The 23,489-nt window shown below is 73.5% G+C and carries 23 protein-coding genes; 17 read left to right on the forward strand and 6 right to left on the reverse strand.

Going from position 1 to position 23,489, the window contains the following annotated elements; all coding sequences use genetic code 11:
* The first annotated feature begins 38 nt into the window (after window positions 1-38).
* The gene (locus tag ACFY0D_RS11130; protein ID WP_390798050.1) at window positions 39-1,016 is read left to right on the forward strand and encodes a threonine/serine dehydratase; all 978 of its coding nucleotides are present in this window, start codon (window positions 39-41) and stop codon (window positions 1,014-1,016) included.
* A 62-nt stretch (window positions 1,017-1,078) separates the two neighbouring features.
* The gene (locus tag ACFY0D_RS11135; protein ID WP_390798051.1) at window positions 1,079-2,173 is read left to right on the forward strand and encodes a polyprenyl synthetase family protein; all 1,095 of its coding nucleotides are present in this window, start codon (window positions 1,079-1,081) and stop codon (window positions 2,171-2,173) included.
* A 46-nt stretch (window positions 2,174-2,219) separates the two neighbouring features.
* On the opposite strand, the gene ACFY0D_RS11140 is transcribed toward ACFY0D_RS11135, so the two are convergent.
* Entirely contained in the window at window positions 2,220-2,915 is a 696-nt protein-coding gene (locus ACFY0D_RS11140; RefSeq protein ID WP_390798052.1) for a DUF4386 domain-containing protein, read from the reverse strand.
* 143 nt (window positions 2,916-3,058) lie between these two features.
* Here ACFY0D_RS11140 and ACFY0D_RS11145 point away from each other — a divergent pair, with 143 nt between their 5' ends.
* From ACFY0D_RS11145 to ACFY0D_RS11160, 4 genes are all read left to right on the forward strand, one after another.
* A complete protein-coding gene (locus tag ACFY0D_RS11145; RefSeq protein WP_390798053.1) occupies window positions 3,059-3,757 on the forward strand; it encodes a TetR/AcrR family transcriptional regulator C-terminal domain-containing protein in 699 nt (232 codons plus the stop codon).
* Between the two features lie 208 nt (window positions 3,758-3,965).
* Window positions 3,966-4,148 (forward strand): hypothetical protein, encoded by a 183-nt coding sequence (locus ACFY0D_RS11150; RefSeq protein ID WP_390798054.1) that lies wholly within the window; start codon window positions 3,966-3,968, stop codon window positions 4,146-4,148.
* 96 nt (window positions 4,149-4,244) lie between these two features.
* A complete protein-coding gene (locus ACFY0D_RS11155; RefSeq protein ID WP_390798055.1) occupies window positions 4,245-4,604 on the forward strand; it encodes a hypothetical protein in 360 nt (119 codons plus the stop codon).
* A gap of 161 nt (window positions 4,605-4,765) precedes the next feature.
* Window positions 4,766-4,978, forward strand: coding sequence for a hypothetical protein (locus tag ACFY0D_RS11160; protein WP_390798056.1), 213 nt, complete (start codon window positions 4,766-4,768; stop codon window positions 4,976-4,978).
* Window positions 4,979-5,072: 94 nt separating this feature from the next.
* On the opposite strand, the gene ACFY0D_RS11165 is transcribed toward ACFY0D_RS11160, so the two are convergent.
* Window positions 5,073-5,387, reverse strand: a complete 315-nt coding sequence (locus ACFY0D_RS11165; protein WP_314245039.1) for an NIPSNAP family protein — start codon at window positions 5,385-5,387, stop codon at window positions 5,073-5,075.
* Window positions 5,388-5,514: 127 nt separating this feature from the next.
* Between ACFY0D_RS11165 and ACFY0D_RS11170 the strand changes: the two genes are divergently transcribed.
* The 5 genes from ACFY0D_RS11170 to ACFY0D_RS11190 all read left to right on the forward strand — a co-directional run bounded on the left by ACFY0D_RS11170 (window position 5,515) and on the right by ACFY0D_RS11190 (window position 13,458).
* Window positions 5,515-6,774, forward strand: a complete 1,260-nt coding sequence (locus ACFY0D_RS11170; RefSeq protein ID WP_390798057.1) for a TerD family protein — start codon at window positions 5,515-5,517, stop codon at window positions 6,772-6,774.
* A gap of 126 nt (window positions 6,775-6,900) precedes the next feature.
* Window positions 6,901-9,612 carry a class III lanthionine synthetase LanKC gene (gene lanKC / locus ACFY0D_RS11175; protein ID WP_390798176.1) on the forward strand — a complete coding sequence of 904 codons (2,712 nt, stop codon included), beginning with the start codon at window positions 6,901-6,903 and terminating at the stop codon, window positions 9,610-9,612.
* On the forward strand, window positions 9,609-9,746 hold the full coding sequence (locus ACFY0D_RS11180; RefSeq protein ID WP_301364230.1) for a SapB/AmfS family lanthipeptide: 138 nt from the start codon (window positions 9,609-9,611) through the stop codon (window positions 9,744-9,746). Before lanKC ends, ACFY0D_RS11180 begins: the two co-directional genes overlap by 4 nt.
* A 74-nt stretch (window positions 9,747-9,820) precedes the next feature.
* Window positions 9,821-11,647 (forward strand): ATP-binding cassette domain-containing protein, encoded by a 1,827-nt coding sequence (locus ACFY0D_RS11185; protein ID WP_390798058.1) that lies wholly within the window; start codon window positions 9,821-9,823, stop codon window positions 11,645-11,647.
* Window positions 11,644-13,458, forward strand: coding sequence for an ATP-binding cassette domain-containing protein (locus tag ACFY0D_RS11190; RefSeq protein ID WP_390798059.1), 1,815 nt, complete (start codon window positions 11,644-11,646; stop codon window positions 13,456-13,458). The genes ACFY0D_RS11185 and ACFY0D_RS11190 overlap by 4 nt, the downstream gene beginning before the upstream one ends.
* A 30-nt stretch (window positions 13,459-13,488) precedes the next feature.
* Here ACFY0D_RS11190 and ACFY0D_RS11195 read toward each other — a convergent pair whose 3' ends face one another.
* The gene (locus ACFY0D_RS11195; RefSeq protein ID WP_390798060.1) at window positions 13,489-14,103 is read right to left on the reverse strand and encodes a response regulator transcription factor; all 615 of its coding nucleotides are present in this window, start codon (window positions 14,101-14,103) and stop codon (window positions 13,489-13,491) included.
* Window positions 14,104-14,481: 378 nt separating this feature from the next.
* Between ACFY0D_RS11195 and ACFY0D_RS11200 the strand changes: the two genes are divergently transcribed.
* Both ACFY0D_RS11200 and ACFY0D_RS11205 read left to right on the forward strand, forming a co-directional pair.
* A complete protein-coding gene (locus tag ACFY0D_RS11200) occupies window positions 14,482-14,889 on the forward strand; it encodes a YciI family protein (protein WP_390798061.1) in 408 nt (135 codons plus the stop codon).
* Window positions 14,890-14,897: 8 nt separating this feature from the next.
* Window positions 14,898-16,076, forward strand: a complete 1,179-nt coding sequence (locus ACFY0D_RS11205; RefSeq protein ID WP_390798177.1) for an RNA polymerase sigma factor — start codon at window positions 14,898-14,900, stop codon at window positions 16,074-16,076.
* 22 nt (window positions 16,077-16,098) lie between these two features.
* Here ACFY0D_RS11205 and ACFY0D_RS11210 read toward each other — a convergent pair whose 3' ends face one another.
* The 3 genes from ACFY0D_RS11210 to ACFY0D_RS11220 are packed head-to-tail and all read right to left on the reverse strand — an operon-like array spanning window position 16,099 to window position 18,502.
* Window positions 16,099-16,944: an alpha/beta fold hydrolase gene (locus ACFY0D_RS11210; RefSeq protein ID WP_390798062.1), complete on the reverse strand. Its 846-nt coding sequence runs from the start codon at window positions 16,942-16,944 to the stop codon at window positions 16,099-16,101.
* A complete protein-coding gene (locus ACFY0D_RS11215) occupies window positions 16,944-17,381 on the reverse strand; it encodes a DUF2809 domain-containing protein (protein WP_390798063.1) in 438 nt (145 codons plus the stop codon). The genes ACFY0D_RS11210 and ACFY0D_RS11215 overlap by 1 nt, the downstream gene beginning before the upstream one ends.
* Before the next feature lie 56 nt (window positions 17,382-17,437).
* Window positions 17,438-18,502 carry an alkene reductase gene (locus ACFY0D_RS11220; RefSeq protein ID WP_390798064.1) on the reverse strand — a complete coding sequence of 355 codons (1,065 nt, stop codon included), beginning with the start codon at window positions 18,500-18,502 and terminating at the stop codon, window positions 17,438-17,440.
* A 155-nt stretch (window positions 18,503-18,657) separates the two neighbouring features.
* Here ACFY0D_RS11220 and ACFY0D_RS11225 point away from each other — a divergent pair, with 155 nt between their 5' ends.
* From ACFY0D_RS11225 to ACFY0D_RS11240, 4 genes are all read left to right on the forward strand, one after another.
* On the forward strand, window positions 18,658-19,200 hold the full coding sequence (locus ACFY0D_RS11225; RefSeq protein ID WP_390798065.1) for a MarR family winged helix-turn-helix transcriptional regulator: 543 nt from the start codon (window positions 18,658-18,660) through the stop codon (window positions 19,198-19,200).
* Between the two features lie 160 nt (window positions 19,201-19,360).
* A complete protein-coding gene (locus ACFY0D_RS11230) occupies window positions 19,361-19,678 on the forward strand; it encodes a three-helix bundle dimerization domain-containing protein (protein ID WP_390798066.1) in 318 nt (105 codons plus the stop codon).
* Between the two features lie 31 nt (window positions 19,679-19,709).
* Window positions 19,710-20,681, forward strand: a complete 972-nt coding sequence (locus ACFY0D_RS11235; protein ID WP_390798067.1) for a polyphosphate kinase 2 family protein — start codon at window positions 19,710-19,712, stop codon at window positions 20,679-20,681.
* Between the two features lie 63 nt (window positions 20,682-20,744).
* The gene (locus ACFY0D_RS11240; protein WP_390798068.1) at window positions 20,745-23,489 is read left to right on the forward strand and encodes a cation-translocating P-type ATPase; all 2,745 of its coding nucleotides are present in this window, start codon (window positions 20,745-20,747) and stop codon (window positions 23,487-23,489) included.

A 23,489-nucleotide genomic window follows, 5' to 3' on the forward strand; every position in this document is an offset into this window, starting at 1 on the left:
ATTTGTCCTATGAGTTGCCCCCTGCGCAGCATGAGGACATGCACAGTCCGACGATCTCCGATGTCCTTCGCGCGCGTCGTCTGCAGAGCGCGCACCTGTCCCCGACCCCCCTGCTCTCCTATCCCGCCCTCGACGCCGCCGTCGGCGCCGGGGTCCGTGTGCTGGTCAAACACGAGAACCTGCAGCCGACCGGCGCCCTCAAGGTCCGGGGAGGCGTCGCCCTGCTGGCCGCGATGGACCCGGACGAGCGTGCGCGCGGTGTCCTCTCGTACTCCACCGGCAACCACGCGCAGTCCCTCGCCTATGCCGCGGCGCTCTTCCGCGTCCCTTGCACCATCGTCATGCCGGAGAACCCGAATCCCCTGAAGGCCGAGGCCGTGCGGCGGCTCGGCGCCGAACTGGTCGAATGCGGCGCGGACTTCGACGAGGCCCGCCGCCACGCCGAGCAGCTCGCGCCCCGGCGGGGGATGCGCCTGGTCAGCGCGGCGAACGAGCCGGGCCTGATCGCGGGCGTGGCCACCGCGTTCCTGGAGGTCTTCGAGCAGGAACCGGACCTCGACGCGATCGTCGTGCCGGTCGGCGGGGGCAGCGGCGCCGCCGCCGCTTGCCTGGTGGCGGCCGCGATCAGCCCGCGCTGCCGCGTCATCGCGGTGCAGTCACGCCACTCGCCGGCCGCGCACGACTCCTGGCGCTCCGGCCGCTGTGTCGAGCGTCCGAACACCACGACGGCGGAGGGACTGGCCACCGGGGCGGGTTTCGAGCTGACGCAGCGTCTGCTCCGTGAGCATCTGGCGGACTTCCGGCTGGTCGGCGATGACGAGATCCGGTGGGCCCAGTGGCTGCTCATGCGTGACGCCCGCACGGTGGCCGAGGCGGCCGCCGCCGCGCCGCTGGCCGCGCTCCTCGCGGCACGCGACGGCCTCGCGGGGCAGCGGGTGGCGCTCATGTGCACGGGCGGGAACTCCGGCGAAGCCGAACTTCGGGCCTGTCTCTCCGCCGCACCCTCGGGCGGCTGAACGGATTCGTCGACGCGCCGGAGCGGATCCGGGCAGGCGGGCCGTGATCGATACTGATCTTCATGCATGTCAACGTCTCCGCCACCACCCTGGAACGCGTCGCCGGTCACCGGATCCGCTTCGACGCCCGGTTCGAGCAGTACTTCGACGGCCTCGGCGAGCGCTTCGACGTCCCGGTGCCCAGCCGGTACGTCCCCCGCTGCCTGGAACTCCTGCGGGAGTTCTCGATGCGCGGCGGCAAGCGGCTGCGGGTCGTCCTGCTGTACGAGGCGGCCCGGCTGGTCACCACCGACGAGATACCGGGACTCGCGGAGGCCGCCCTGAGCATCGAACTGCTCCAGACCCACGGGCTCGTCCACGACGACATCATCGACGACGCGCCCCTGCGCCGCGGCGGACCCTCGACGTACTACGCCTACCGCCGGGAGTTCCCCGGTCAGGACGCCACCGCCCTCGGGCTCGCGATACTCGCCGGGGACCTCGCCGCGTTCCTGTCCACCCAGGTGCTGCTGGAGGCCGAGGTTCCCGCCGAGCTCCGCCAGGCCCTGCTCGGCGTGCACACGCGCACCGCGGCGGAGACCGTGGCCGGGCAGCTGGCCGATCTGGAGCGGGACTCCCACGCCCTGCCCGACGAGGAGTTCCTGCATACGGTCACCGACTTCAAGAGCGCGCGGTACTCGATCCTCGCGCCGCTGACGATGGGCCTGCTGGCCGCGGGCGAGGATCCGGCGCCGCACCGCGCCCGACTGCACCGCTACTCCCGGCTGGTGGGCATCTCCGAGCAGATGCGCGACGACTTCCTCGACCTCTTCGGCCCGAACGGCGACGGCCCGGCGGCCGAGGCGAAGTCCACCGGGGCCGACATCCGCTCGGGGCGCCGCACCTATGCCGTCCGTGCGGTCCTGGCCGCCACGACCGGGGCCGACACGGCCCTCGTCGAAGCCGCGCTCGGTGATCCCGGCTGCCCGGACGAGACCCTGAGCCGGATCAGGGAGATCGCCCGCGACGCCGGCGTGGACCGGCGGCTCAGGGCGGAGATCCGGCGGCACGCGGAGGCCGCCGCCGCAGAGGCCGCGTCCTGGGAGCCGTACTGGCGCGCGGAGGCCGTGGACTTCTTCCGGGGTCTGCCCCTGTGGAGCGTGGACCGGATGTCCTGAGAGAGGACGAGAGCCGACGCGAGCCGACAGGAGCCGGCGAGGGCCGTCACGCGGCGGCGGCGCTGCCACCCGCCCCCGCGTCGAAGCCCTTGGCGAGCAGCCGGACGGCCAGCGTCACCTCCCAGGCGAACACGGGAAGCGCCGCGAGCGACCCCGCCACCGAGACCTGCTCGTAGATCCCGAACAGCACGGCGGTCGCCGAGGCGCAGATCATCGTCCCGCCGACCAGCCCCAGGACGGCGATCCACCGCGGTACGAGGCGCGAGGTGTACATCAGGCCGGCCAGCACCAGAGTGTTGGCCCCGAGGACGAAGTTCGGCCCGAACAGGAACGTCCAGTCGTGGAAGGCCACCAGGGCCTGGCCGGCCGTGACCAGGGAAGCCCCGTCGGCGCCCGCCGCGCCCTCCGCCTGCTTCCTCAGCGTCACCACCGACAGCACGCTGATGATGCCGACGACGATGACGGCGGCCTCCAGCAGGCGCCCGCAGACGTAGCCGATGGCGGCCCCTTCGTTGCGCCTCCGCAGGACCGGGTACAGCGCGGCCCCCGTGCCCGCGACCGCCAGCGCGAGCACGAACTCGCACAGCGCCCCCAGGAACACCTGGCGGTCGGCGCCGGGTCCGAGGACGTAGCCGGTGTCGTGCAGCACCGGACCGTAGAGCGCGAGCCCGCCGATCGCGGCGACCTCGGTGACGAGAAACAGCACTCCCGCGACGATCGCGGTTCTCCTGGTCGATCCCATACGGAACAGCCCCTCCCTCAGAGGTGTACGGCGTACACCTGACCCTTGGCGCTCACCCTAGGTGTACGCCGTACACTCGTCAAGGCGGGACGGACGCCACCCGCAGCACCCCGGGAACGGAACGGATCGAAGGAGAAGCCCACATGCCCGAGCAGCCACAGGAACCACGCCGGATCCCCCTGAGTCGGGACCGGGTGCTGCGCGCCGCCGTGGCCTTTGCCGACGGCGCCGGGATCGAGGCGCTGAGCATGCGCAGACTCGCCCAGGAGCTGGGCGTCGTACCGATGGCGCTCTACAAGCACGTGGCCAACAAGGAAGAGCTCCTGGACGGCATGGTGGAAGTCGTCGTCGCGGGCATCGAGGGCCAGGTCCCCGGATCCGACTGGAAGAGCGCGGTCCGCGGGCGGATCCTCGGGGCGCGCGGCGCCCTCCTCGCGCACGCCTGGGCGGCTCAGGTGATCCGGTCGCGCACGAGCCCGACGCCGGCGGTGCTCACGTACCTCGACTCGGTGATCGGAACGTTCCGGGCCGGCGGCTTCTCGACCGACCTCACCCACCACGTGATGCACGCTCTCGGCAGCCGGGTGCTGGGCTTCACCGAGGAGCTGTTCGACGACCCGGCGGGCCCCGCACCGCAGGACGAGCGGGCGCAGGCGGCCGCGTACGAGGCGATGGCCCGGCGGTATCCCCACGTCACCGAACTGGCCCGGGCCGTGGCGCACGACCGGCGGTCGGTCGTCGGCCAGGGGTGCGACGACCAGTTCGAGTTCGAGTTCGCGCTCGACCTCCTCCTGGAGGGATTCGAACGACTCCACGGGCAGGGCTGGAAGTCCACGCCCTGAGGCGGCCGACGGCCCCCGGCCCCGCCGAGCCCCGGGTCGACAGCGGGGGCCCTGGGCCGGGTCAGCTCCTCCCCGCCTCCTGGCGGGCGTTCGACATGGCCGACAGCCAGGCGAACGCCGCCTCGCACCGCTCCTCCGTCAGTCCCGCCTCCCGTTCGGCCTCGCGGCGCCGGACGGCTCGCTCCTCGCACTCCCGGGAGCCCTCGGGGTGGTCGTCGGCTCCCCGATCGCCGTCCGGCTGGCCCGGCGGACCTCCGTCCGGCTCGGCGCCCCGATCGCGCCGGCCGCCGCGGCCGTGTCGATGGGCTCCTTCGCCCTCTTCGGAGCGGCCGCACCGATCGCCTGGTACGCGGCGGCCGTGCTGGTCCAGGGCACAGCGCTCGCATGGTGATCGCTCCCGTCACGGGCCCGGTACCGGGCTCCCTGCCGCTGGAGCGGTCCGGGCGCGGGCAGCGCGGTCGACAGCACCCTGCGCCAGACCGGCAGCGTGCTGGGCATCGCGGCGGGCGGCACGATCACCTCGGTCGTCCACCGGCGTTCGATCGACGGCTCGCTGACCGGCCTCCCGGATCCGGTACGGGAACCGGCGCGGGTCTCGGCCGAACTCGCCCGGCACGTGGCGGCGGCCACGCACGACGCCCGGCTCGCCGCGGCCGCCGACACCGCCTTCCCGCACGCCATGCACCTCGCAGCGCTCTGGACGGGCGGGTTCGCGCTGATCGGCGCGGTCGTCCTGGCCGTCGGGCTCCGGCCGGACCGCTCCGCGGCGCACGAGCGGGAGCACGAGCGGGAGCGGGCCGGGGAAGAGAAGCGTCCGGCGCACGTGCCGCGTTCCACGCCCTCGTGACACGCGGCCGACGAGTCCCCCGCGGGAGGTCGGCACCGGGCGCGGCATTCGGGTGGCGACCCGCCGTGTCGGGCCGCCCGCCCCGGCCCGGTTCGCCATCCTGGGCCAGGCACGGCATCGCGATCGCCGCTGCCCTCCCCCACGGCGAGAAGGAGTACGGCATGCCGACGGACGCGGTCGGGCGTTTCCTCGCGGCTCTGGGACCGCAGCAGCAGGAGGCCGTCACCAGCAGACCCGCGGAGGAGCAGGAGCGGCTCGCGGCCGCCTGGGAGCGGGAGCTGGCCTCGGACGACGAGCTCGACACGCTCGACGAGCTGTCACCGCCCGCGGCGGAGGCCGAGGCGGCCCGTCGTGTGATGGACCGCGAACGGTGACCTGACCGAGCGGGCCGGACCGGGCCGGACCGGCCCGGTGCCTGCCTGCCTGCCTGCCTGCCTGCCGCCACACACGGGCGCCGGACCGGACCCTTCAGAGGCCGGGGGTGTCGAGCGGCCGCAGGAAGCGGCGCTCGTACCGCTTGATGCAGCGGGTCTCGCGCGCCAGGTCGAAAGCGGCCTGGCACTCCGGATCGGACATGCTGTCCGTGCGGTACTGCTCGTAGGCGGCGAAGCCGGGGAAGGAGAAGAGGGCGTAGGCGATGTCGCTGTCGCCCTCACTGGGCAGGAAGTAGCCGTGGTGGGTGCCTCCGAACCGGTTGACCAGCCGGACCCAGCGGCGCCCGTACTCCTCGAAGTCCGCGAGCTTGTCGACGTCGATCTCGTACTTCAGATGAATGGTGATCACCGCCCCATCATGCCGTGACCCCACAACTTCCCCCCGGCACCGGAGCAATCGCCGCCTTCGGGGAGGGGAACGGGCCGAATCCTCGTACGCTGCGGAAGTGGGAGACACCCAGCGGAAGGGGGACCGCATGTCCATGCGGAAGGGTGCCAACGTACCGGTGCCGAGCGCCACGGTCCGGGTGGAGCTGGGCTGGCAAGGGGGTCCCGGAGCGCCTGATGTGGACGTGTCGGCCCTGCTGCTGACGGCAGCCGGCAGGGTGCGGTCGGACGACGACTTCGTGTTCTACAACCAGCCCGTGCACCCCAGTGGTGCCGTGCGCCACGAGGGACGGCGTCAGGACGGCACGGGCGTGCTCGAAACGATCGGGGTGACGCTGTCCGGGGTGGAGGAGGAGATCGGGACCGTGGTGGTCGCGGCGTCCACCGACGGCACGTTCGGTCAGGTGTCCGGCCTCTTCGTCCGCGTCCTGGACGCCCGGAGCGGCGCCGAGACGGCGCGGTTCGACGCCACGGATGCCACGTCGGAGACCGCGTTCGTGCTCGGGGAGCTGTACCGGCGGGCCGGCGCCTGGAAGTTCCGGGCGGTGGGCCAGGGGTACGCCTCCGGTCTGGCCGGGCTCGCCACCGACTTCGGGATCACGGTCGACGATCCCGCCCCGGCTCCGGCCCCACCTCCGTCGGCACCGCTGCCCGTGCCCGTGCCGGTGCCGGTGCAGCGGGCGGTGACTCCGCCCGAGCCCGCCCGTCCGGTACAGCTGTCGAAGATCACCTTGACGAAAGCGGCCCCCGCGGTGTCGCTGACCAAGCAAGGAGCCACCTCCGGCGGCATGCGGGTCAATCTCACGTGGAGCGCCGCCGTGCCGCCGCGCGGCTGGATGCGGAAGGGGAAGGACGCCGTCCGGCTGGAGGACATCGATCTCGACCTCTCCTGCCTGTGGGAGCTGCGGAACGGAACGAAGGGGATCGTCCACCCCATCGACAACCAGTTCGGCTCGTTCCACCAACCGCCGTACATCCAGCTGGACCACGACGACCGGACCGGTGCCAGCGAGGCCGGCGAGAACCTCATGATCAACCTCGATCACGCGGCCGAGATCGAGCGCCTCCTGGTGTTCGTGGTCATCTACGCCGGGGCCACCAGTTTCGCCGGGCTTCAAGGGGTCGCCACGCTCCATCCGCCGGTCGGTCCGCCGATCGAGGTGCGCCTGGACGAATGCACCGTCCCGTCACCGGTGGCCGCGATCGCACTGATCGAGAACGTGGGCGGGGAGCTGATCGTCCGGAGGGAGGCGAAGTACCTCCTGCCGGCGCCCGGCGTCTTCAAGCAGCAGGCGGCGGACATCGAGTACGGCTGGGGCATGAGCTGGCAGTCGGCGAGCAAGGACTGACCCGCCGGCCCCCTTCCGGCTCTTGTTGACTCGTGCGTACTGCACACCCCATCGGTGACAGCCGCGACTGTCGCGGCCCTCGGACCGCGTGACAGCGTGAGCACGTCACCGACCGAGGGAGCAGGAGTGAACAAGGGGTACGCCGCCTTCTGCGACGCCGACCGCTGGTTCTACGACGCGCCGTACCGGCGGGCCGAGCAGAACTACCCGGCCGCGCTCGCCCCCGTACCGGCGGGGTGGCAGACACACCGCAGCGGGGACTGGCTGGCGCTGCGGCCCGTCGACGCCCGGCTGCCCTCCCAGGGCTGGAAGATCCACGTCTCGGCGGGCCTGGACAACGCCGAGTCCGTCCTCGAACGGGTCCGCACGTACTGCGTGGAGCGCCGGATCGCTTTCAAGTTCGTGCCGAGCCGGTACCTGCTGCACCTGCGCAACGCGAAGTACGCCGACCGCGCGGCGAGCGGCAAGTTCCTCACCGTGTACCCGGCGGACGAGGAGCAGTGCCGGCGCGTCGCCGAGGAGCTCGACGCGTTGCTGGCCGGGGAGCCCGGCCCGTACATCCTGAGCGACCTGCGCTGGAACGACGGTCCCGTGCACCTGCGTTACGGGAGTTTCACCCTGCGGCACTGCTACGACGACCGCGGCGAGCTCGTCCCGGCGATCGAGACCCCGGACGGCCGGCTCGTACCGGACCCGCGGGGTCCGGTGTTCCAGCCGCCCGAGTGGGTCGAGGTGCCCGCGTTCCTCGCGCCCCATCTGGCCCGGCGTGCCGCCGTCACCCTCGAAGGCCTTCCGTACACGGTCGAGCGCGCCCTGCACTTCTCCAACGGTGGCGGTGTCTACGCCGGCCGTGACGTGCGCACCGGCGAGCCGGTCGTCCTCAAGGAGGCGCGCCCCTTCGCGGGGCTCGCGGCCGACGGGGCGGACGCCGTGACCCGGCTGCACCGCGAACGCAGGGCCCTGGAGCAACTGGCCGGGCTGGACTGCGTGCCCGCGGTCCACGGCACCTTCACCGTCGGGGACCACCACTTCCTGGTGATGCAGTACCTGGAGGGCAAGCCCCTCAACACCTACTTCGCCCGGCGCCACCCGCTGATCGAGGCGGACCCCGATCCCACGGAGCTCGCGGAGTACACCCGGTGGGCGCTGGAGGTCCACCGGCAGGTGACGCAGGCCGTGGAGGCGGTGCACGCCCGCGGCATCGTCTTCAACGACCTCCACCTGTTCAACATCATGGTCGCGGAGGACGAGGGGACCGGAGGGATGTCGGTCGCGCTGCTCGACTTCGAGGCCGCCGCCCACGTGGACGAGGGGCTGCGCCAGACCGTCGCCAACCCGGCGTTCGTCGCGCCGGCCGGCCGGCGCGGTTTCGCCGTCGACCGGTACGCCCTGGCCTGTCTGCGGCTGGCCCTGTTCCTGCCGCTGACCAGCCTGCTGGTCCTGGACCGGGCCAAGGCGGCGCACCTGGCCGACATCGCCGCCGAGCAGTTCCCGGTACCCCGTGGGTTCCTCGACGAGGCGGTACGGGAGATCCTCGCCGACCCCGGTCCCGACGCAGGTCCCGACCCCGATCCCGGCTCTGGTTCCGGCTCTGGTTCCGGCGGTCGCGGGGCCGTACCCCGTGCCCGCCCCTACCTGCCGGTCGAGCCGGGCGACCTGGCCGCCGCATGTGCCTCGATGACGGCGGCGATCCGGGCGAGCGCCACCTTCGACCGCGAGGATCGCCTCTTCCCCGGGGACCCGGCCCAGTTCGCGACCGCCGGCGGCGGAACCGGCTTCGGCTACGGGGCGGCCGGTGTGCTGTACGCGCTCGCCGAGACCGGCGCCGGTCCTTGGCCCGAGGCCGAGGAATGGCTGCTGGCCCGTACGAAGGAGCCGGCCTCCGGGATGCCGCTGGGCTTCTACGACGGCCTCGCCGGTCTCGCCTGGACCCTGGAACGGCTCGGCCACCGCGACCGCGCGCTCGCCCTCGCCGAACAACTGCTGGGCCAGCCCTGGCAGTCGGCCGGACCCGACCTGCACGGCGGACTCGCCGGCATCGGCCTGGCCCTGGACTCCCTGGGCTCGGCCACCGGCGAGGGCGAACTGCACGCCGCGGCCCTGCGCTGCGCCGAGCTCCTCGCCGATGCCGCGTCCACGTCCGTATCCACGTCCACGGCTGCGGCCGGACCGAAACGGGCCGGTCTGCTCCACGGTCACAGCGGACCCGCGCTGCTCCATCTGCGGCTCTACGAGCGCACCGGCGACCAGGAGTCGCTGATCCGGGCCGGCCGGGCCCTGCACCGCGATCTCGACCGCTGCGTGACCAGCGCGTTCGGCACCCTGCAGGTCGACGAGGGCTGGCGCACGATGCCCTACCTCGGCGGCGGCAGCGTAGGGATCGGCATGGTGCTGGACGACTGGCTGGAGCACGCGCGGGACGACCGTTTCGAACGGGCCCGGCCGGAGATCGTCCGCGCCGCCCAGGCGACCTTCTATGCCCAGCCCGGCCTGTTCCGCGGTGCGGCCGGCATGATCCTCCACCTGGCCCGGACCACGACGCCGGGTCCGGGCTCCGCACCCGCGGACATCGCCCGGCAGGTGGAGGCGCTTGCCCGGCACGCGGTCCCCTACCAGGGCTTCCTGGCCTTCCCCGGCGAGCAGATGATGCGCCTGTCCATGGACCTGTCCACGGGCACGGCCGGCGCGCTCCTCGCCCTCGGCGGCGCCGCGCCCGGCGGGCGCGCGCACCTGCCGTTCCTCCCGCCGCCGCGGTCCACCGCGGCGGCCCCAGAGCCGGTCCCCCTCGCGGGGGCCGTGTCCCATCGGAACACCACAGTGAAGAGGAAACGAACATGACGCTTCTCGACCTGCAGTCGATGGAAACCCCCAAGGAAGAGGCCACCGAGGCCGCGCACCTCACCGGTGGCGGCAGCCGCGCCAGCCTGCTCCTCTGCGGGGACAGCAGCCTGAGCATCACGACCTGTAACTGATCAGGGATCAGGTCCTCCTGGGCCCGGGCGGTTCGCCGCCCGGGCCCGCACCACACCCCTGGAGCCCGCGCCCCATGACTGTGCCCGATCCCCCCGGCGAGGCGCCGGCCGCCCGCGCGGCCGATCGGGCCCTGCGGGCGGCCGCGCGACACAGCGCACGCCGCCTCGCCGCCGCGGCCGGCTGTGCGGTGGCCGCCGCCGGCGCGGCCCTGGCCGAGCCGGCGGTCCTCGGCCACACCCTCGACCTGCTGCTGCGGCAGGACCCCGCCGGCGCCTGGTGGACCGCGTGGTGCGCCGCGGTGATCGCCGCCGAGGTGCTGCTCGACGCGGCGACGGCCCGGCTCACCGGCGGTGTCGACGCCCGCTCCACCGCCTGGCTGCGGCGGCTCGGGCTCCGCCGGCTGCTGCGCACCGCACCGCACCATGCCGCGCGCCACTCCCCCGGTGAGCTCTCCGCCCGGCTGACCGCGCAGGCCACCACCGCCGGCGCCGTACCGGCGGCCGTCGTGACCGCGTCCGTGGCCCTGGTCCCCCCGCTCGGCGGGCTCGTGGCGCTGTTCCTGGTCGACGTATGGACCGCGCTGGCCTTCCTCGCCGGGCTCCCGCTGCTCGCCCTGCTGCTGAGGGCCTTCGCCCGCGACTCGGGGGCCAGCGTCAGCCGCTACCAGGAGGTCCAGCTCGACCTGGCCGGCCGCCTCGTGGAGGCCCTCGGGGGCGCCCGTACCATCGCCGCCGCCGGTACCGCCGAGCGCGAACAGGCGCGCGTACTGGCCCGGTTGCCGGAGCTCGGCGCCGAGGGGCGGCGGACGTGGCGGATCTACGGCGCGACCGTGGCGCGTACCGCCGCCCTCATGCCGCTGTTGCTGTACGTGGTCCTCGGCGTGGGCGGGGTCCGCCTCGCGGAGGGGGCGCTCGGCGTCGGCGGGCTCCTCGCCGCCGTCCGCTACGCGGGCCTCGCGGCCGGGGTGGGCGCCGTGACGGGGCGGCTGGCGGCCGTGGTGCGCGGCCGGGCCGCCGCCCGCCGTACCGCGGCCCTCTTCATGCTCCCCGAACTCCCGCAGGGTGAAAGCCGGTTGCCCGAGGCGGGGCCGGGCACGCTGGAGCTGCGCGGGGTACGGGTGGTCCGCGCGGGCACCGTGCTGCTGCACGACGTCGACCTGCGGATCCCCGGTGGGACGACCGCCGTCGTGGTCGGCCGCTCGGGCTCCGGCAAGACGACGCTGGCCGCCGTGGCGGGACGGCTCACGGCGTGCGACGAGGGCCGGGTCCTCCTCGACGGCGTACCGCTCGACGAGCTGTCGGCCGAGGAGCTGCGCCGCGAGGTCGGCCACGCCTTCGAACGGCCGGCCCTCTTCGGGGGGAGCGTCGCGGCCGCCGTCGCCTTCGGCGGCCGGCCGGATCCCCACGCGGACCCGGACCCCGGCCCTGACCCCGACCGGGACCTGGAGGCCGTGCGCGCCGCCGCGCGGGCGGCCGGGGCCGACGCCTTCGTCCGCCGCCTGCCCGAGGGGTACGACACGGCGCTCACGGACGCGCCGCTGTCCGGCGGGGAGCTGCAACGCCTCGGCCTGGCAAGGGCGTTCTGCCGTGCGGGGCGGCTGCTCGTCCTGGACGACGCGACGTCGAGCCTGGACACCCTCACCGCCCGCGAGGTGGAGCGGGCCCTGGCGAGCGAGGTCCGGCCGGGGACCCGCCTCGTCGTCGCCCACCGCGTCGCCACCGCCGCCCGCGCCGACCTCGTCGTCTGGCTCGACGCGGGACGGGTCCGGGCCACCGGTACGCACGCGGAACTGTGGCGGGACCCCGGCTACCGGGCGGTGTTCGGCGCGGGGGCGGCCCCGGACACGGAAACGGAAGCGGAAGCGGCCGGTGGGCCGCCCGGCCGGGAGGCGGTCCGATGAGCGAGTACGGCACCTGGCGCCGGGTGTCCCGCGAGGGCCGCCGCTTCCTGCGCGGGCGGGTCCGGACGCTGTGCCGGCTCGCGCTCTGGTCCCTGCTGGAGTCCGCGCACACCTTCCTCGGCGGTTACGCGGTGGCCCGCGCCCTCGACGACGGCTTCCTCGCCGGCCGTACCGGGACCGGCATCGGCTGGCTGGCCGTGGCCGGTGGGGGCGCGCTGCTCGGCGCCCTCGCCCTGCGCGGGGTGTTCGGCGGGCTCGCGGACCTGGTGGAACCGCTGCGCGACGGCCTGGTGCGGCGCTCCGTGCGCCAGGCGATCGGGCGCGCCGTCGCCGATCCCGGGCGGGCCGGTGACGCGGGTGCGGTCTCCCGGCTCACGCAGCAGACCGAGATGGCCCGGGACTCCTTCGCCGGACTGGTCCTGATCGCCCGGTCGTTCGTCTTCACCGCCCTGGGCGCCCTGCTCGGGCTGGCCGCGCTGGCCCCCGTCCTGCTGGTCCTCGTACTGCCCGCGCTGCTCCTGGGTACGGCCGCCTTCCTCGCCACGCTGCACCCGATGGCACGGGTGCAGCGTGCGGCGCTCGACGCCGACGAGGCGTTGTCCGCGCGCGCGGGCGAGCTGGCGGCGGGGCTGCGCGACGTCGTCGCGTGCGGGGGCGGGGCGAGCGCCGGAGCCGGGGTGGAACAGCTGATCGCCGCGCAGGAGCGGCTGACCGGGCGGCTCGCGCGGTGGACCGCGCTGCGCACGCTGGCCCTGGGTGTCGCGGGCCGGCTGCCGGTCGTCGTCCTGCTGGCCGGAACGCCCTGGCTGCTCGGGAGCGGGGTGAGCGCGGGGGCGGTGGCTGGGGCCCTCACCTACCTCGTGCAGTCGCTGCTGCCCGCCCTGGACGCGCTGATGACGGCGGTGGGCGCGGCGGGCACGCGGCTGCTGGTGGTGCTGGACCGGTTCTGCGATCCGGAACCGGCGGCCCCGCGGCCGGACTCCGCACCCCGGGCGGCGGACCCGGGGCCGGTACCCGCACCGCCGGCACCGTCCTCGCCGCCCGCACCGCTCCCTCCGCCCGCACCGCCCGCGCCCGCGCCCGCCGTCGAACTGCGTCGGGTCCGCTTCGCCTACGGTCCCCGCGCGCACCCGGTGATCGACGGCCTCGACCTGGTGGTCGGGCCGGGCGAACACCTGGCCGTGGTGGGGCCGAGCGGCATCGGCAAGTCCACCCTCACCGCCCTGATCGCCGGCCTGCTGCCGCCCGGCCGGGGAACCGTACGGGTGGCGGGCGGCCCCGCGCGCGGCATCTCGGGGCCCGGTGGCCCGGGGCCCGGCCCCGATGTCCGCCGGACGCTGCTGCCCCAGCAGGCGTACGTCTTCACGGGTACGGTCCGCGAGAACCTGACCCACCTGTGCCCGGGCCCGGTGCCTCGGGGCGAGGTGGAGCGGGCCACGGCCGCCCTTGGCGCGGACGCACTCGTGGCCCGGCTCGGCGGACTGGACGCGGCCGTCGATCCGGGCCGGCTCACCCCGGGCGAGCGGCAGCACCTCGCCCTCACCGCCGCCTACCTCTCCCCCGCCCCCCTGCTGCTGCTGGACGAGGCCACCTGCCACCTCGACCCCCGGACCGAGGAGCACGCCGAACGGGCGCTCGCGGAACGCCCCGGCACGCTGGTGGTGGTCGCCCACCGCATCTCCTCCGCCGTCAGGGCCGACCGGGTCCTCGTACTCGACGGGACCCGGGCGGTGTGCGGCACGCATGCGGAGCTCCCGGCCAGGTCACCCCTGTACCGGGAGCTGGTGGGCCTGTGGAACGCGCGAGGGTGAGGGAGGGCCGGGGGAACCCGGGCCGGCGGCTCAGACCCAGCCGGCCCGCCGGGATATCCGGATGGCGTCGATCAGGTTGCGGGCGCCGGTTTTCCGGGTCACGGCGGCCATGTAGTTGCGTACGGTTCCGCTGGCGAGGTGCAGGGCGCGGGCTATCTCCGCGATCGAGTCGCCCTCAGCGGCGCGGGCCAGCACACTCAGCTCGCGCGGGCTGAGCGGGATGGGGTCGGCTTCCATGAAGGCCGAGGCGAGCGTGGCGTCGATGAAGCGTTCTCCCGCCGCGACCTTCCCGACGGCCCGGACCAGCCGGGCGGGCGAGCCGTCCTTGTCCACGTAGCCGAGCGCCTGGGTCCGGAACGCGCGCTGCAGCGAGCCCGGCAGGTCGGCCCGGGCGAGCACGAGCAGGGGGGTGGGCGTGGGCGAGTGGGGCAGGAGGCGGGCGGCGCCCGCGTCCTCGACGAGGGCGGCCGAGACCCCCGGACAGTCGAGGTCCACGACCACCACGTCGGGTCGTAAGAATTCGGCCTGGCGCGCGGCGGCGCGCCAGCCGGCGGAGGTGACGTCGAAGTCGCCTTCGGATCTCAGGAGCGCGGCCAGGGCCGACCTCACGAGGCATACGCCGTGCAGCACCAGGACCTTGGTCATCGGGGTTCCCCTCACGAGACGATCGATCAGCATCAACCGGCTGCCCAGCTACCGCCGTGAGGGAACGTCACGGCGGGAGGCGTGCGGGGGCGCGTGGCCTGAGCCGGGTGCTCCACCCGTTCCACCCCGGTGCGACCGGTGGCCCTCCGACCTCGGCGGGCATCCGGAAAGCGCTGCGGAACCGCTCGGCAGCCGGAGATCCGGATGGGCTGATTCCGCGTGCATTCGGCGCGATCCGCCCCGGCCCGGGTCCGCTCACACGGGCTCGTCCGTACGTGTCGAAAGAACTTCGGACGGGATGTCGAGAACCCGTGGCCGGCTCCGTCCCAGGGGTGAACGCGACCACAATGGGTCGCACCAGGACCGAGGAGAACCATCATGGCCAAGTACCTGCTGCTCAAGCACTACCGCGGCGCCCCGGCAGCGGTCAACGACGTGCCCATGGACCGGTGGACGCCCGAGGAGATCTCGGCGCACATCCAGTACATGCACGACTTCGCGGCCCGGCTCGAAGGGACCGGCGAGTTCGTCGACGGCCAGGCACTCTCCCCCGAGGGGACCTTCGTCCGGTACGACGGGGAGGGGCGCCCGCCGGTCACCGACGGCCCGTTCGCGGAGACCAAGGACCTGATCGCCGGATGGATGGTGATCGACGTGGACAGCTACGAGCGCGCCGTCGAACTGGCCGGAGAACTGTCGGCCGCCCCCGGGGCGGGCGGGAAGCCGATCCACGAGTGGCTCGAACTGCGCCCGTTCCTGGCCGCGCCGCCCACCATCACGGAATGACCTCACCGATGGACGAGGCCCTGCTCAGGAGCCTCACGCCGAGCGTGCTCGGGATCCTCGTCCGCCGCGGAGCCGACTTCGCGGCGGGCGAGGACGCCGTCCAGGAAGCGCTGATCGAGGCGGTCCGCACCTGGCCCGCCGACCCTCCGCGGGACCCGAAGGGCTGGCTGGTCACCGTGGCCTGGCGCCGGTTCCTCGACGCGACCCGGGCGGACACCGCCCGGCGCCGGCGTGAGGACCTCGTGGAGGAGGAGCCACCGCCCGGGCCGGCGCCCGCGGTGGACGACACGCTCTGGCTGTACTTCCTGTGTGCCCACCCGTCGCTGACGCCGTCGTCCGCGGTGGCGCTCACGCTGCGCGCCGTCGGCGGGCTCACCACCCGCCAGATCGCCCGGGCCTACCTCGTGCCCGAGGCGACCATGGCGCAGCGCATCAGCCGGGCCAAGCGCACGGTCTCCGGCCATGGGGTCTCCCCTGCTCGAAGAGCTCGGGGAAGGTTCGACCGTCCCGGCGATGTCGCCACCGTGCTGCGCGTGCTCTACCTGGTCTTCAACGAGGGCTACTCCGGCGACGTCGACCTCGCCGCCGAGGCCATCCGGCTCACCCGGCAGCTCGCGGCCCGGGTCGACCACCCCGAGGTGGCCGGGCTGCTTGCCCTCATGCTGATCCACCACGCCCGGCGCGCCGGCCGGACCGCGCCCGACGGCAGTCTGGTGCCGCTCGCCGAACAGGACCGCGGCCGGTGGGACACCGCGGCGATCGCCGAGGGCGTACGGATCCTGCAGGCGGCCCTCGCCCGCGACCGGCTGGGCGAGTTCCAGGCCCAGGCGGCCATCGCGGCGCTCCACGCCGACGCGCCCACCGCCGAGCAGACCGACTGGGTGCAGATCGTCGAGTGGTACGACGAACTCGTGCTCCTGACCGACAGCCCGGTCGTGCGGCTCAACCGCGCGGTGGCCGTCGGCGAGGCCGACGGGCCGCGCGCCGGACTCGCGGCGCTCGCGGCACTGGACGACGCGCTGCCCCGCCACACCGCGGTGGCGGCGTACCTCCACGAGCGCGACGGCGACGTGGTGACGGCGGCGCGGCTGTACGCGGAGGCGGCCCGCAAGGCGCCCAACCTCGCCGAGCGCGATCACCTGACGCGGCAGGCCGCCCGGCTGAACAGCGCTCGCCGGCCCCCCTGACAGGCGCCGCTCGCCCGAGCCGTCACGTCCCGCCGCCGACCAGGGCGGCCAGCCGTTCGGGGGCCTCCTCCACCACGAGGTGTCCGGCCCCTGGCAGTACCCGCAGTTCGACGCCCAGCGTGCGGGTCACCGCCGGGCCGAGCCGCCTCGGCGGGAGGAACACGTCGCGCTCCCCGGTGAAGACCGTGCGGGGCACCGGCTTCGCCGGCAGGTCCGCCGTGCCGGGTGCCCCGCTGGAGCGGGAGTGCCGGGCCACCAGCGTCATCCACTCCACCAGCCGTTCCCTGGGCTCGTGGCCGGGGGCGAGCATGGCCCGCAGGAGCCTGGCGCTGCTCCTGGGGGCGGGGCGCAGGAACCACGCGGCGGAGGCGGCCAGCAGGCCAGGGGGCAGGCGCAGCCCGGTGAGGCCACCGGGAGAGACGAGAACGAGGCGTTCAATGTGCCTGGACGCGCTCGACAGGGCGATGGCGGCGCCGAAGGAGTGCCCCATCACCACCACGGGGCCGGGCGAGGTCGTGGCGATCACCTCGTCCAGCCATCCGCCGTACCAGGACAACCGGCCCCCGGCGAGGTTCCGGTCGCCGGAGCTGAGGCCGGGCTGTCCCGGGACGTCCGGCAGCGACACCCGGTGGCCGGCGGCGACGAGAGCCGTGGCCAGGGGCAGCGAGGCGGCGGCGTTGAAGTTGGTCCCCGGGACGAACACGACCGTGGTGCCACCGCTGCCGGCGGACACGACATGGGTCCGCGCTCCGTTGGCGTCCACCACGGTCCGCTCGTGCGGCACGTCCCACCCGTCGAGCTGTTCGTCGCACCAGCGCCGGACGAGTTCCCGGCCCGCCTCGCTGCGGTAGATCGAGTCCGGCGCCATCAGGACGGCCTCCGATCGGCCGTCCCGGACGGCCCGAGCACGGTGCGCAGGAGCCAGCCGGCTGCCGCGCCGACCGCGTACCAGAACAGGTCGGGTGCGTTGAAGGTGGAACCGAGGACCAGGCGGGCCACGGTGCTGTGCCGGGAGAGCTCCGCCGGTACGGCGGTCAGCTGGAGGAACTCGACGGCCCAGCTGGCTGCCAGCGCGGTCCCGGCCGCCCGCAGGGGCGTCAGCCGGGGCGCGACCAGCACGACGAGGGTCAGCAGCAGGACGGTGTACAGGGCGTCTCCCCCGTACTTCGCCGTGCTCCCCGCCGCGACGGCCCGCAGTCCGAGCCCCGCACCCACGGTCGCCACCGCGGCCCCGGCCGCCAGCAGCCGGGTCCGCCGGAGATCGGGGGCGGCGGCGCTGTCACGGCATCGGGGTAAGGGGTTCACGGGGCCATACTGCCGGACCCCTCCGGACCGCCCGCACCCGCCCGGGCGGGTCCCCGCTAGCGGGTCGGGTAGTCCGTGTAGCCGCGTGCGTCGCCCCCGAAGAAGGTGGCGGGGTCAGGGGTGTTGTACGGGCCTTCGGTGCGCAGGCGCTCCGGCAGGTCCGGGTTGGCGAGGAAGAGGGCTCCGAAGGCGAGGAGGTCGGCGACGCCGTCCTCGATCAGCGTGAGGGCGCGGTGGTCGGTGGGGCCCTCGGTCGCCGGGTTCAGCACGAACGGTCCGGAGAACTGCTTGCGCAGGGCGAGGGTGGCCTCGCGTGCCTCGGGGGCGTGCTCCAGGACGTGGAGGTAGGCCAGGCCGAGTCCGTCGATCTCGTTGACCAGGGCCTCGTAGACGGGCTGCGGGTCGGGCTCGGAGATGTCGTTGTACGTGTTGCCGGGCGAGACGCGCAGTGCCGTGCGGTCGGCGCCGATGGCGGCGGCCACCGCCTTGACCACCTCCACCGCGAAGCGGATCCGGTTCTCCGTGGAGCCGCCCCACTCGTCGGTGCGCAGGTTCGAGCCGGGGGCGAGGAACTGGTGGATCAGGTATCCGTTGGCCCCGTGCAGCTCCACCCCGTCGAAGCCGGCCTCGACCGCGTTGCGGGCGGCCTGCGCGTAGTCGGCGATGGTCTGCCGTACCTCGGCCCCGGTGAGCTCGTGCGGGGTGACGAAGTCCTTCATGCCGTCGCCGGCGAACAGCTGGCCCTGGGCGGCCACCGCCGACGGGGCCACCGGGACGAGGCCGTCGGGCAGCAGCGTCGGGTGGCCGATGCGGCCGGAGTGCATCAGCTGGGCGAAGATCCGGCCGCCCGCCGCGTGCACGGAGTCGGTGACCTCGCGCCAGGCCGCGACCTGCTCGGCGCTGTGCAGGCCGGGGGTGAAGGGGTAGCCCTGTCCGACGACGGAGGGCTGGATCCCCTCGGTGATGATCAGGCCGGCGGATGCGCGCTGGGTGTAGTACTCGGCGACGAGACCGGTCGCGATGCCGCCCTGACCTGCGCGGCTGCGGGTCATCGGAGCGAGGGCGATCCGGTTGGAGAGGGTGGCCCCGGCCACGTGGACCGGTTCGAAGGCGCTGGTCATGTCTGCCCCACAAAGATAGTTGGTCGGCCAATGATTGGCTGCGGGATGCAGCGTACCTCATTGATTGGCCGACCAAGATAAAATGTGGGCGGACGGTAGAATCCACCTGGGGGATCTGCCGGAGATCTGCCGGACCGACCAGGAGGAGCGCTTCCATGACCGCGGAATCCGTACAGGAGCCGCGCTCCGCCGCGCAGTGCGCGGCGGTGCCGAGTGCGGTGCTGGACGGGCCGGTGAGTCATGCGATCAGCCGGGTCTCCCGGCTCCACCGGATCGCGGCGGGCCGGGTCCTGCGGGACCTGGGGCTGCACCCGGGGCAGGAGTTCCTGATGATGCACCTCTGGGACAGCGGGGCGGTGCGCCAGTCCGAGCTGATCAAGGCGGTCGGCCTCGACCCCTCGACGGTGACCAAGATGCTCCAGCGCCTGGAGCTCTCCGGCCACGTGCGGCGCGGCCCGGACCCCTCGGACCGGCGGGCCTCGCTGGTCGAGGCGACGGACGCCAGTTGCGGACTCCTGGTCGAGGTCCGCAGGGCATGGGGCGAACTGGAACGCCAGACCCTGGACGGCCTGGACATCGCCGAACGCGCCGAACTGGCCCGCCTCCTGGGCAAGGTCGAAGCCACGCTGTGCACGGAGGTCGCCCGCGGCGCCGGTGCGGAGTGCGAGGCCGCCTACAAGAGCCCGGGCGGCTGCTAGACCGCCCCTTCCGGACCTTGCCGGGCCCGGCCGCACCACCCGCATTCCCACGTTCGCGCACCCAATGGGCGATCTTGTCCCGTTTGGCAGAGAATCGCCATGACGAACACCCTCACCCGATGTCGGCATGCGCGGACCGGCGGTCCGAAGGTCGTGGGATATGGCACCTGCAACGCTCCAGGGCGCGAAGCGGACCGGGAGCTCCCCCGCCATGGAAGATCCCGGGGCACGGACAGCGGAAGAGCGGTCACCCACCCCGGAGGAGCTCGCGTCCGTCCGGACCACCGTGGCCCGGCTGAAGGCGGCCTACCCCTCGGTCGACGCGGACACCGTCGAGACGACGGTCGAGGCCGCGTACGACGCGTTCCGGCAGGCCAAGGTCAGAAAGTACGTCCCGATCCTGGCCGAACGCCGGTCCCGGAAGGCGCTCGCCGCCGCCACCGGGAGCACCCCGGACACCGCGGGGGACGGGCCGTGACCGCCGGGGGCCGGGGAAGGGGCGAGCGCTGATGTCCGACGACAGAGCCGAACGCATCGCGGACTTCATCGAGCCGCTGCGAGTGCGACCGGGGTCGAAGGTGCGTCTGGAACGGGACTTCGATCCCCGCTACAAGGCCGGCATGAAGAAGCGGGACGGGACCGAGCTCCTGCGGACCGGGGTGTCGCTGCTCGCCGAGTACCAGGAGCGGCTGGCCGCCCAGGACACGTACGGCGTGGTGCTCGCCCTCCAGGCGCTCGACGCCGGAGGCAAGGACGGGACGATCCGCCACGTGATGAGCGGCGTCAATCCCCAGGGCGTGCGGGTCAGCAGTTTCAAGGTGCCCTCCTCCGAGGAACTCGACCACGACTACCTGTGGCGCTACGCCCGGCGGCTGCCCGCACGCGGCGAGATCGCCATCTTCAACCGCTCGCACTACGAGGAGGTCCTCGTCGTACGGGTCCACCCCGAGGTCCTCCTGCGGCAGAAGCTGCCGCAGGACGTCGTCGGGCCGGGCATCTGGGACCGGCGCTACCGGGAGATCAACCGCTGGGAGCACTACCTCACGGACAACGGGTTCAAGGTGGTGAAGATCTTCCTGAACCTGTCCCAGGAGGAGCAGCGCACCCGTTTCCTGAAGCGGATCGACCTGCCGGAGAAGAACTGGAAGTTCTCCGCCGCCGACGTCCGCGAGCGGCGCCGGTGGAACGAGTACCAGCACGCGTTCTCCGAGATGCTGTCGGCCACGAGCACGAAGTGGGCGCCGTGGTACGTCGTGCCGGCGGACCGGAAGTGGTTCGCACGGATCTGCGCGGCGGCGGTCCTCGCACACACCCTGATCGACATCGATCCGCAGTACCCCGATGTGGGCGAGGAGGCCCGCAAGGATCTCCTCGTCACGAAGCGGGGCCTGGAGCGGGAGGCCCCGGCCGGCGCCCCGGCCGATCCGTACGCCGCCCGGCACGGCAAGCCGAGGAGCAAGCCGAAGAAGAAGCGTGGCTAGCGGCCCTCGGACGGCGCGCGGCCGGCCCGGACGCGTCCGCGGCCCCGGATCGGAGGCACAACCATGACGGTGCGGTCGGATTCCGTGGCGGAACCGCCCCGGGCTGCCGGGGACGGCTGGTACGCGCGCTCCCCCGAGGAGGTCGTGGCGGCGTTCGATGTCGATCCCGCGGCCGGCCTGTCCGCGGCGCGGGCCGCGCAGCTCCTGGCCGCGCACGGCCCCAACGCCCTGCCCGAGGAGCAGCGGACACCGGCCTGGCGCCGCTTCCTCGCCCAGTACCGCAGTTACATGCAGATCGTCCTGGTGGCCGCGGCGATCGTCTCGCTGGTCATCCAGGAGTGGACCACCGCGATCCTGCTGATCGTACTGACGCTGCTGAACGCGGTCGTGGGCCTGCGCCAGGAGGGCAAGGCCGAGAGCGCCATGAACGCGCTGAAGTCGATGATGAAGGCGACGGCCCGGGTGCGCAGGGACGGCAGGGAGGCCGAGATCCCCGCCGAACAGCTGGTCGACGGTGATGTCGTGCTCATCTCCGCCGGGGACCAGGTGCCGGCGGACGGACGTCTCATCGAGGCCAGCGCCCTGCAGATCGACGAGTCGGCGCTGACCGGTGAGAGCGTTCCCGCCGCGAAGGAGACCGGCCCGCTGCAGGGCAGCCGGCTGTCGCCCGGCGACCAGACCAACACGGCGTTCATGAACACCCCGGTCACCCACGGCAGCGGGGTCATGATCGTCACCGCGACCGGCGCGGACACGGAGCTCGGCAAGATCTCCGGAATGCTGTCGGCCACCGAGAAGGAAGTGCCGCCGCTCACCAAGGAGCTCGACCGGCTGACCCTGTGGATCACGGGGGCGGCGGGCCTCACCATGATCGTGATGTTCGCCCTGGGGCGCCAGCGGGACCAGGCTTGGGACGTGCTGTTCGTCAGCGCGGTCTCACTGGCCATCGCGGCCATCCCCGAGGCCCTGCCGACCGTGACCCAGGCGATCCTGTCCGTCGGGAGCCTGAACCTGGCGAAGCGGAACGCCATCGTCAAGGAACTGCCGTCGGTGGAGACGCTGGCGTTCACGTCGGCGATCAACTCGGACAAGACCGGCACCCTGACGATGAACCAGATGACCGCCGTCGAAGTGCTGAGCCCCACCGACCGGTACACCGTGTCGGGCACGGGCTACGGGCTCGCGGGGAAGGTCCACCACGCCGCCGGGTCCGCCGCGGGGATCGAGGACGCGATCCTGCCGTACGTGGTGGCCAGCGACGCCAAGCTGGTGGGCGGCGAGGTGGTGGGCGATCCGACCGAGGGGGCGCTGCTGGTGCTCGCGCACAAGGCCGGCCTGGACACCGACGCCACCCGGGACGCCCTCCCCCGGCTCGCCACCCTGCCGTTCGACCCCGGGTACAAGCTGATGGCCACCTTCCACTCGGCGGTCGACACCTCCGGGCGGCAGGTCGTGCGCTGCTTCGTCAAAGGAGCGGCCCCCGCGGTGATGGCGCGGGCCGCCACCGCGCTCGCGGCGGGCGAGACCGTCCCGTGGGACGCCGATCTGCTCCGCCGGGCCGAGGAGCAGAGCGAGCGGATGGGCGGCGAGGGGCGGCGCGTGATGGCCGCGGCCATGCGTGACCTGGACCCGGACGGCTTCGATCCGGAGGGCGACCTGCTCGCGTACGTCACCGGGCTGCGGATGACCAGTCTCGTCGGCATGGTCGACCCACCCCGTGAGGAGGCCAAGGCCGCGGTGTCCGACGCGCAGGCGGCGCACATCCGGGTCCGCCTGGTGACCGGGGACGACGTCACGACCGGGGCGGCGATCGCCCGGCAGATCGGGATTCCCGGCGAGGCCGTTCTCGGCTCCGATTTCGCCGCGATGAGCGAGGAGGAGCAGCTCGCCCGCATCGAGGGGATCGGTGTGGTGGGGCGGGTCGCCCCGGAGCACAAGGTGCTGCTCGCGAACACGCTGAAGAAGAAGGGCGAGGTCGTGGCGATGACCGGCGACGGCGTCAACGACGCTCCCGCCATCAAGGCCGCCGACATCGGCATCGCCATGGGCAGCGGCACGGACGTGGCCAAGAACGCCGGCCGCATGATCCTCTCCGACGACAACTTCGCCACCATCGTCTACGCCGTCGAGCAGGGCCGGACGATCTACGACAACCTCACCAAGTACATCCGGTTCGTCCTGCTCCTGCTGGTCACGTTCGTGCTGACGTTCCTCGGGGCCACCGTTTTCAACATCGCCGCCGGTGAGCCGTTCACCCCGCCGCAGGTGCTGTGGATCCACTTCGTCGTCAACGCCTCCTTCGGCTTCGCGCTCGGCTTCGACCGGGAGAGTGCCGGACTCATGCGGCGCCGGCCGCGTCCGCGCGGAGAATCGGTGCTCACCCGTCCCGTGCTGGTCACGGTCGGGCTCGGCGGGCTGGCGATCACCGTCCTCCTGCTCGGTCTGATCACGCTCGGCGAAAGACACTACGGCGACGTCGGGATCGGCCGGTCGATCGCGTTCACGGCCTTCTCCCTCTGCCTGATCGTGGCGGCGTTCGAGTGCCGCAGCGAGACGGATTCCGTGCTGACGACGTCCACGTTCGACAGCAGGCAGATGAACTGGGTCGCCCTGGCGCAGTTCGTGCTCTCCGTGCTGGTGACCCAGATGGACGGCTTCCAGCGTGTCCTCGGGACGACCGAGATCGACGCGCGGCAGTTCGGCTGGGCGCTGCTGGCCGCCGTGGTACTCCTGCTCGTGTGGGAACTCGGCAAGCTCGTGGCCCGCCGGTCGGGGGCCGCGTCGAGGACCACGTCAAGGACCGCGTGA

Origin of the sequence: Streptomyces sp. NPDC001502 (genome assembly GCF_042894785.1) — a bacterium.
Taxonomy (GTDB): domain Bacteria; phylum Actinomycetota; class Actinomycetes; order Streptomycetales; family Streptomycetaceae; genus Streptomyces; species Streptomyces kutzneri.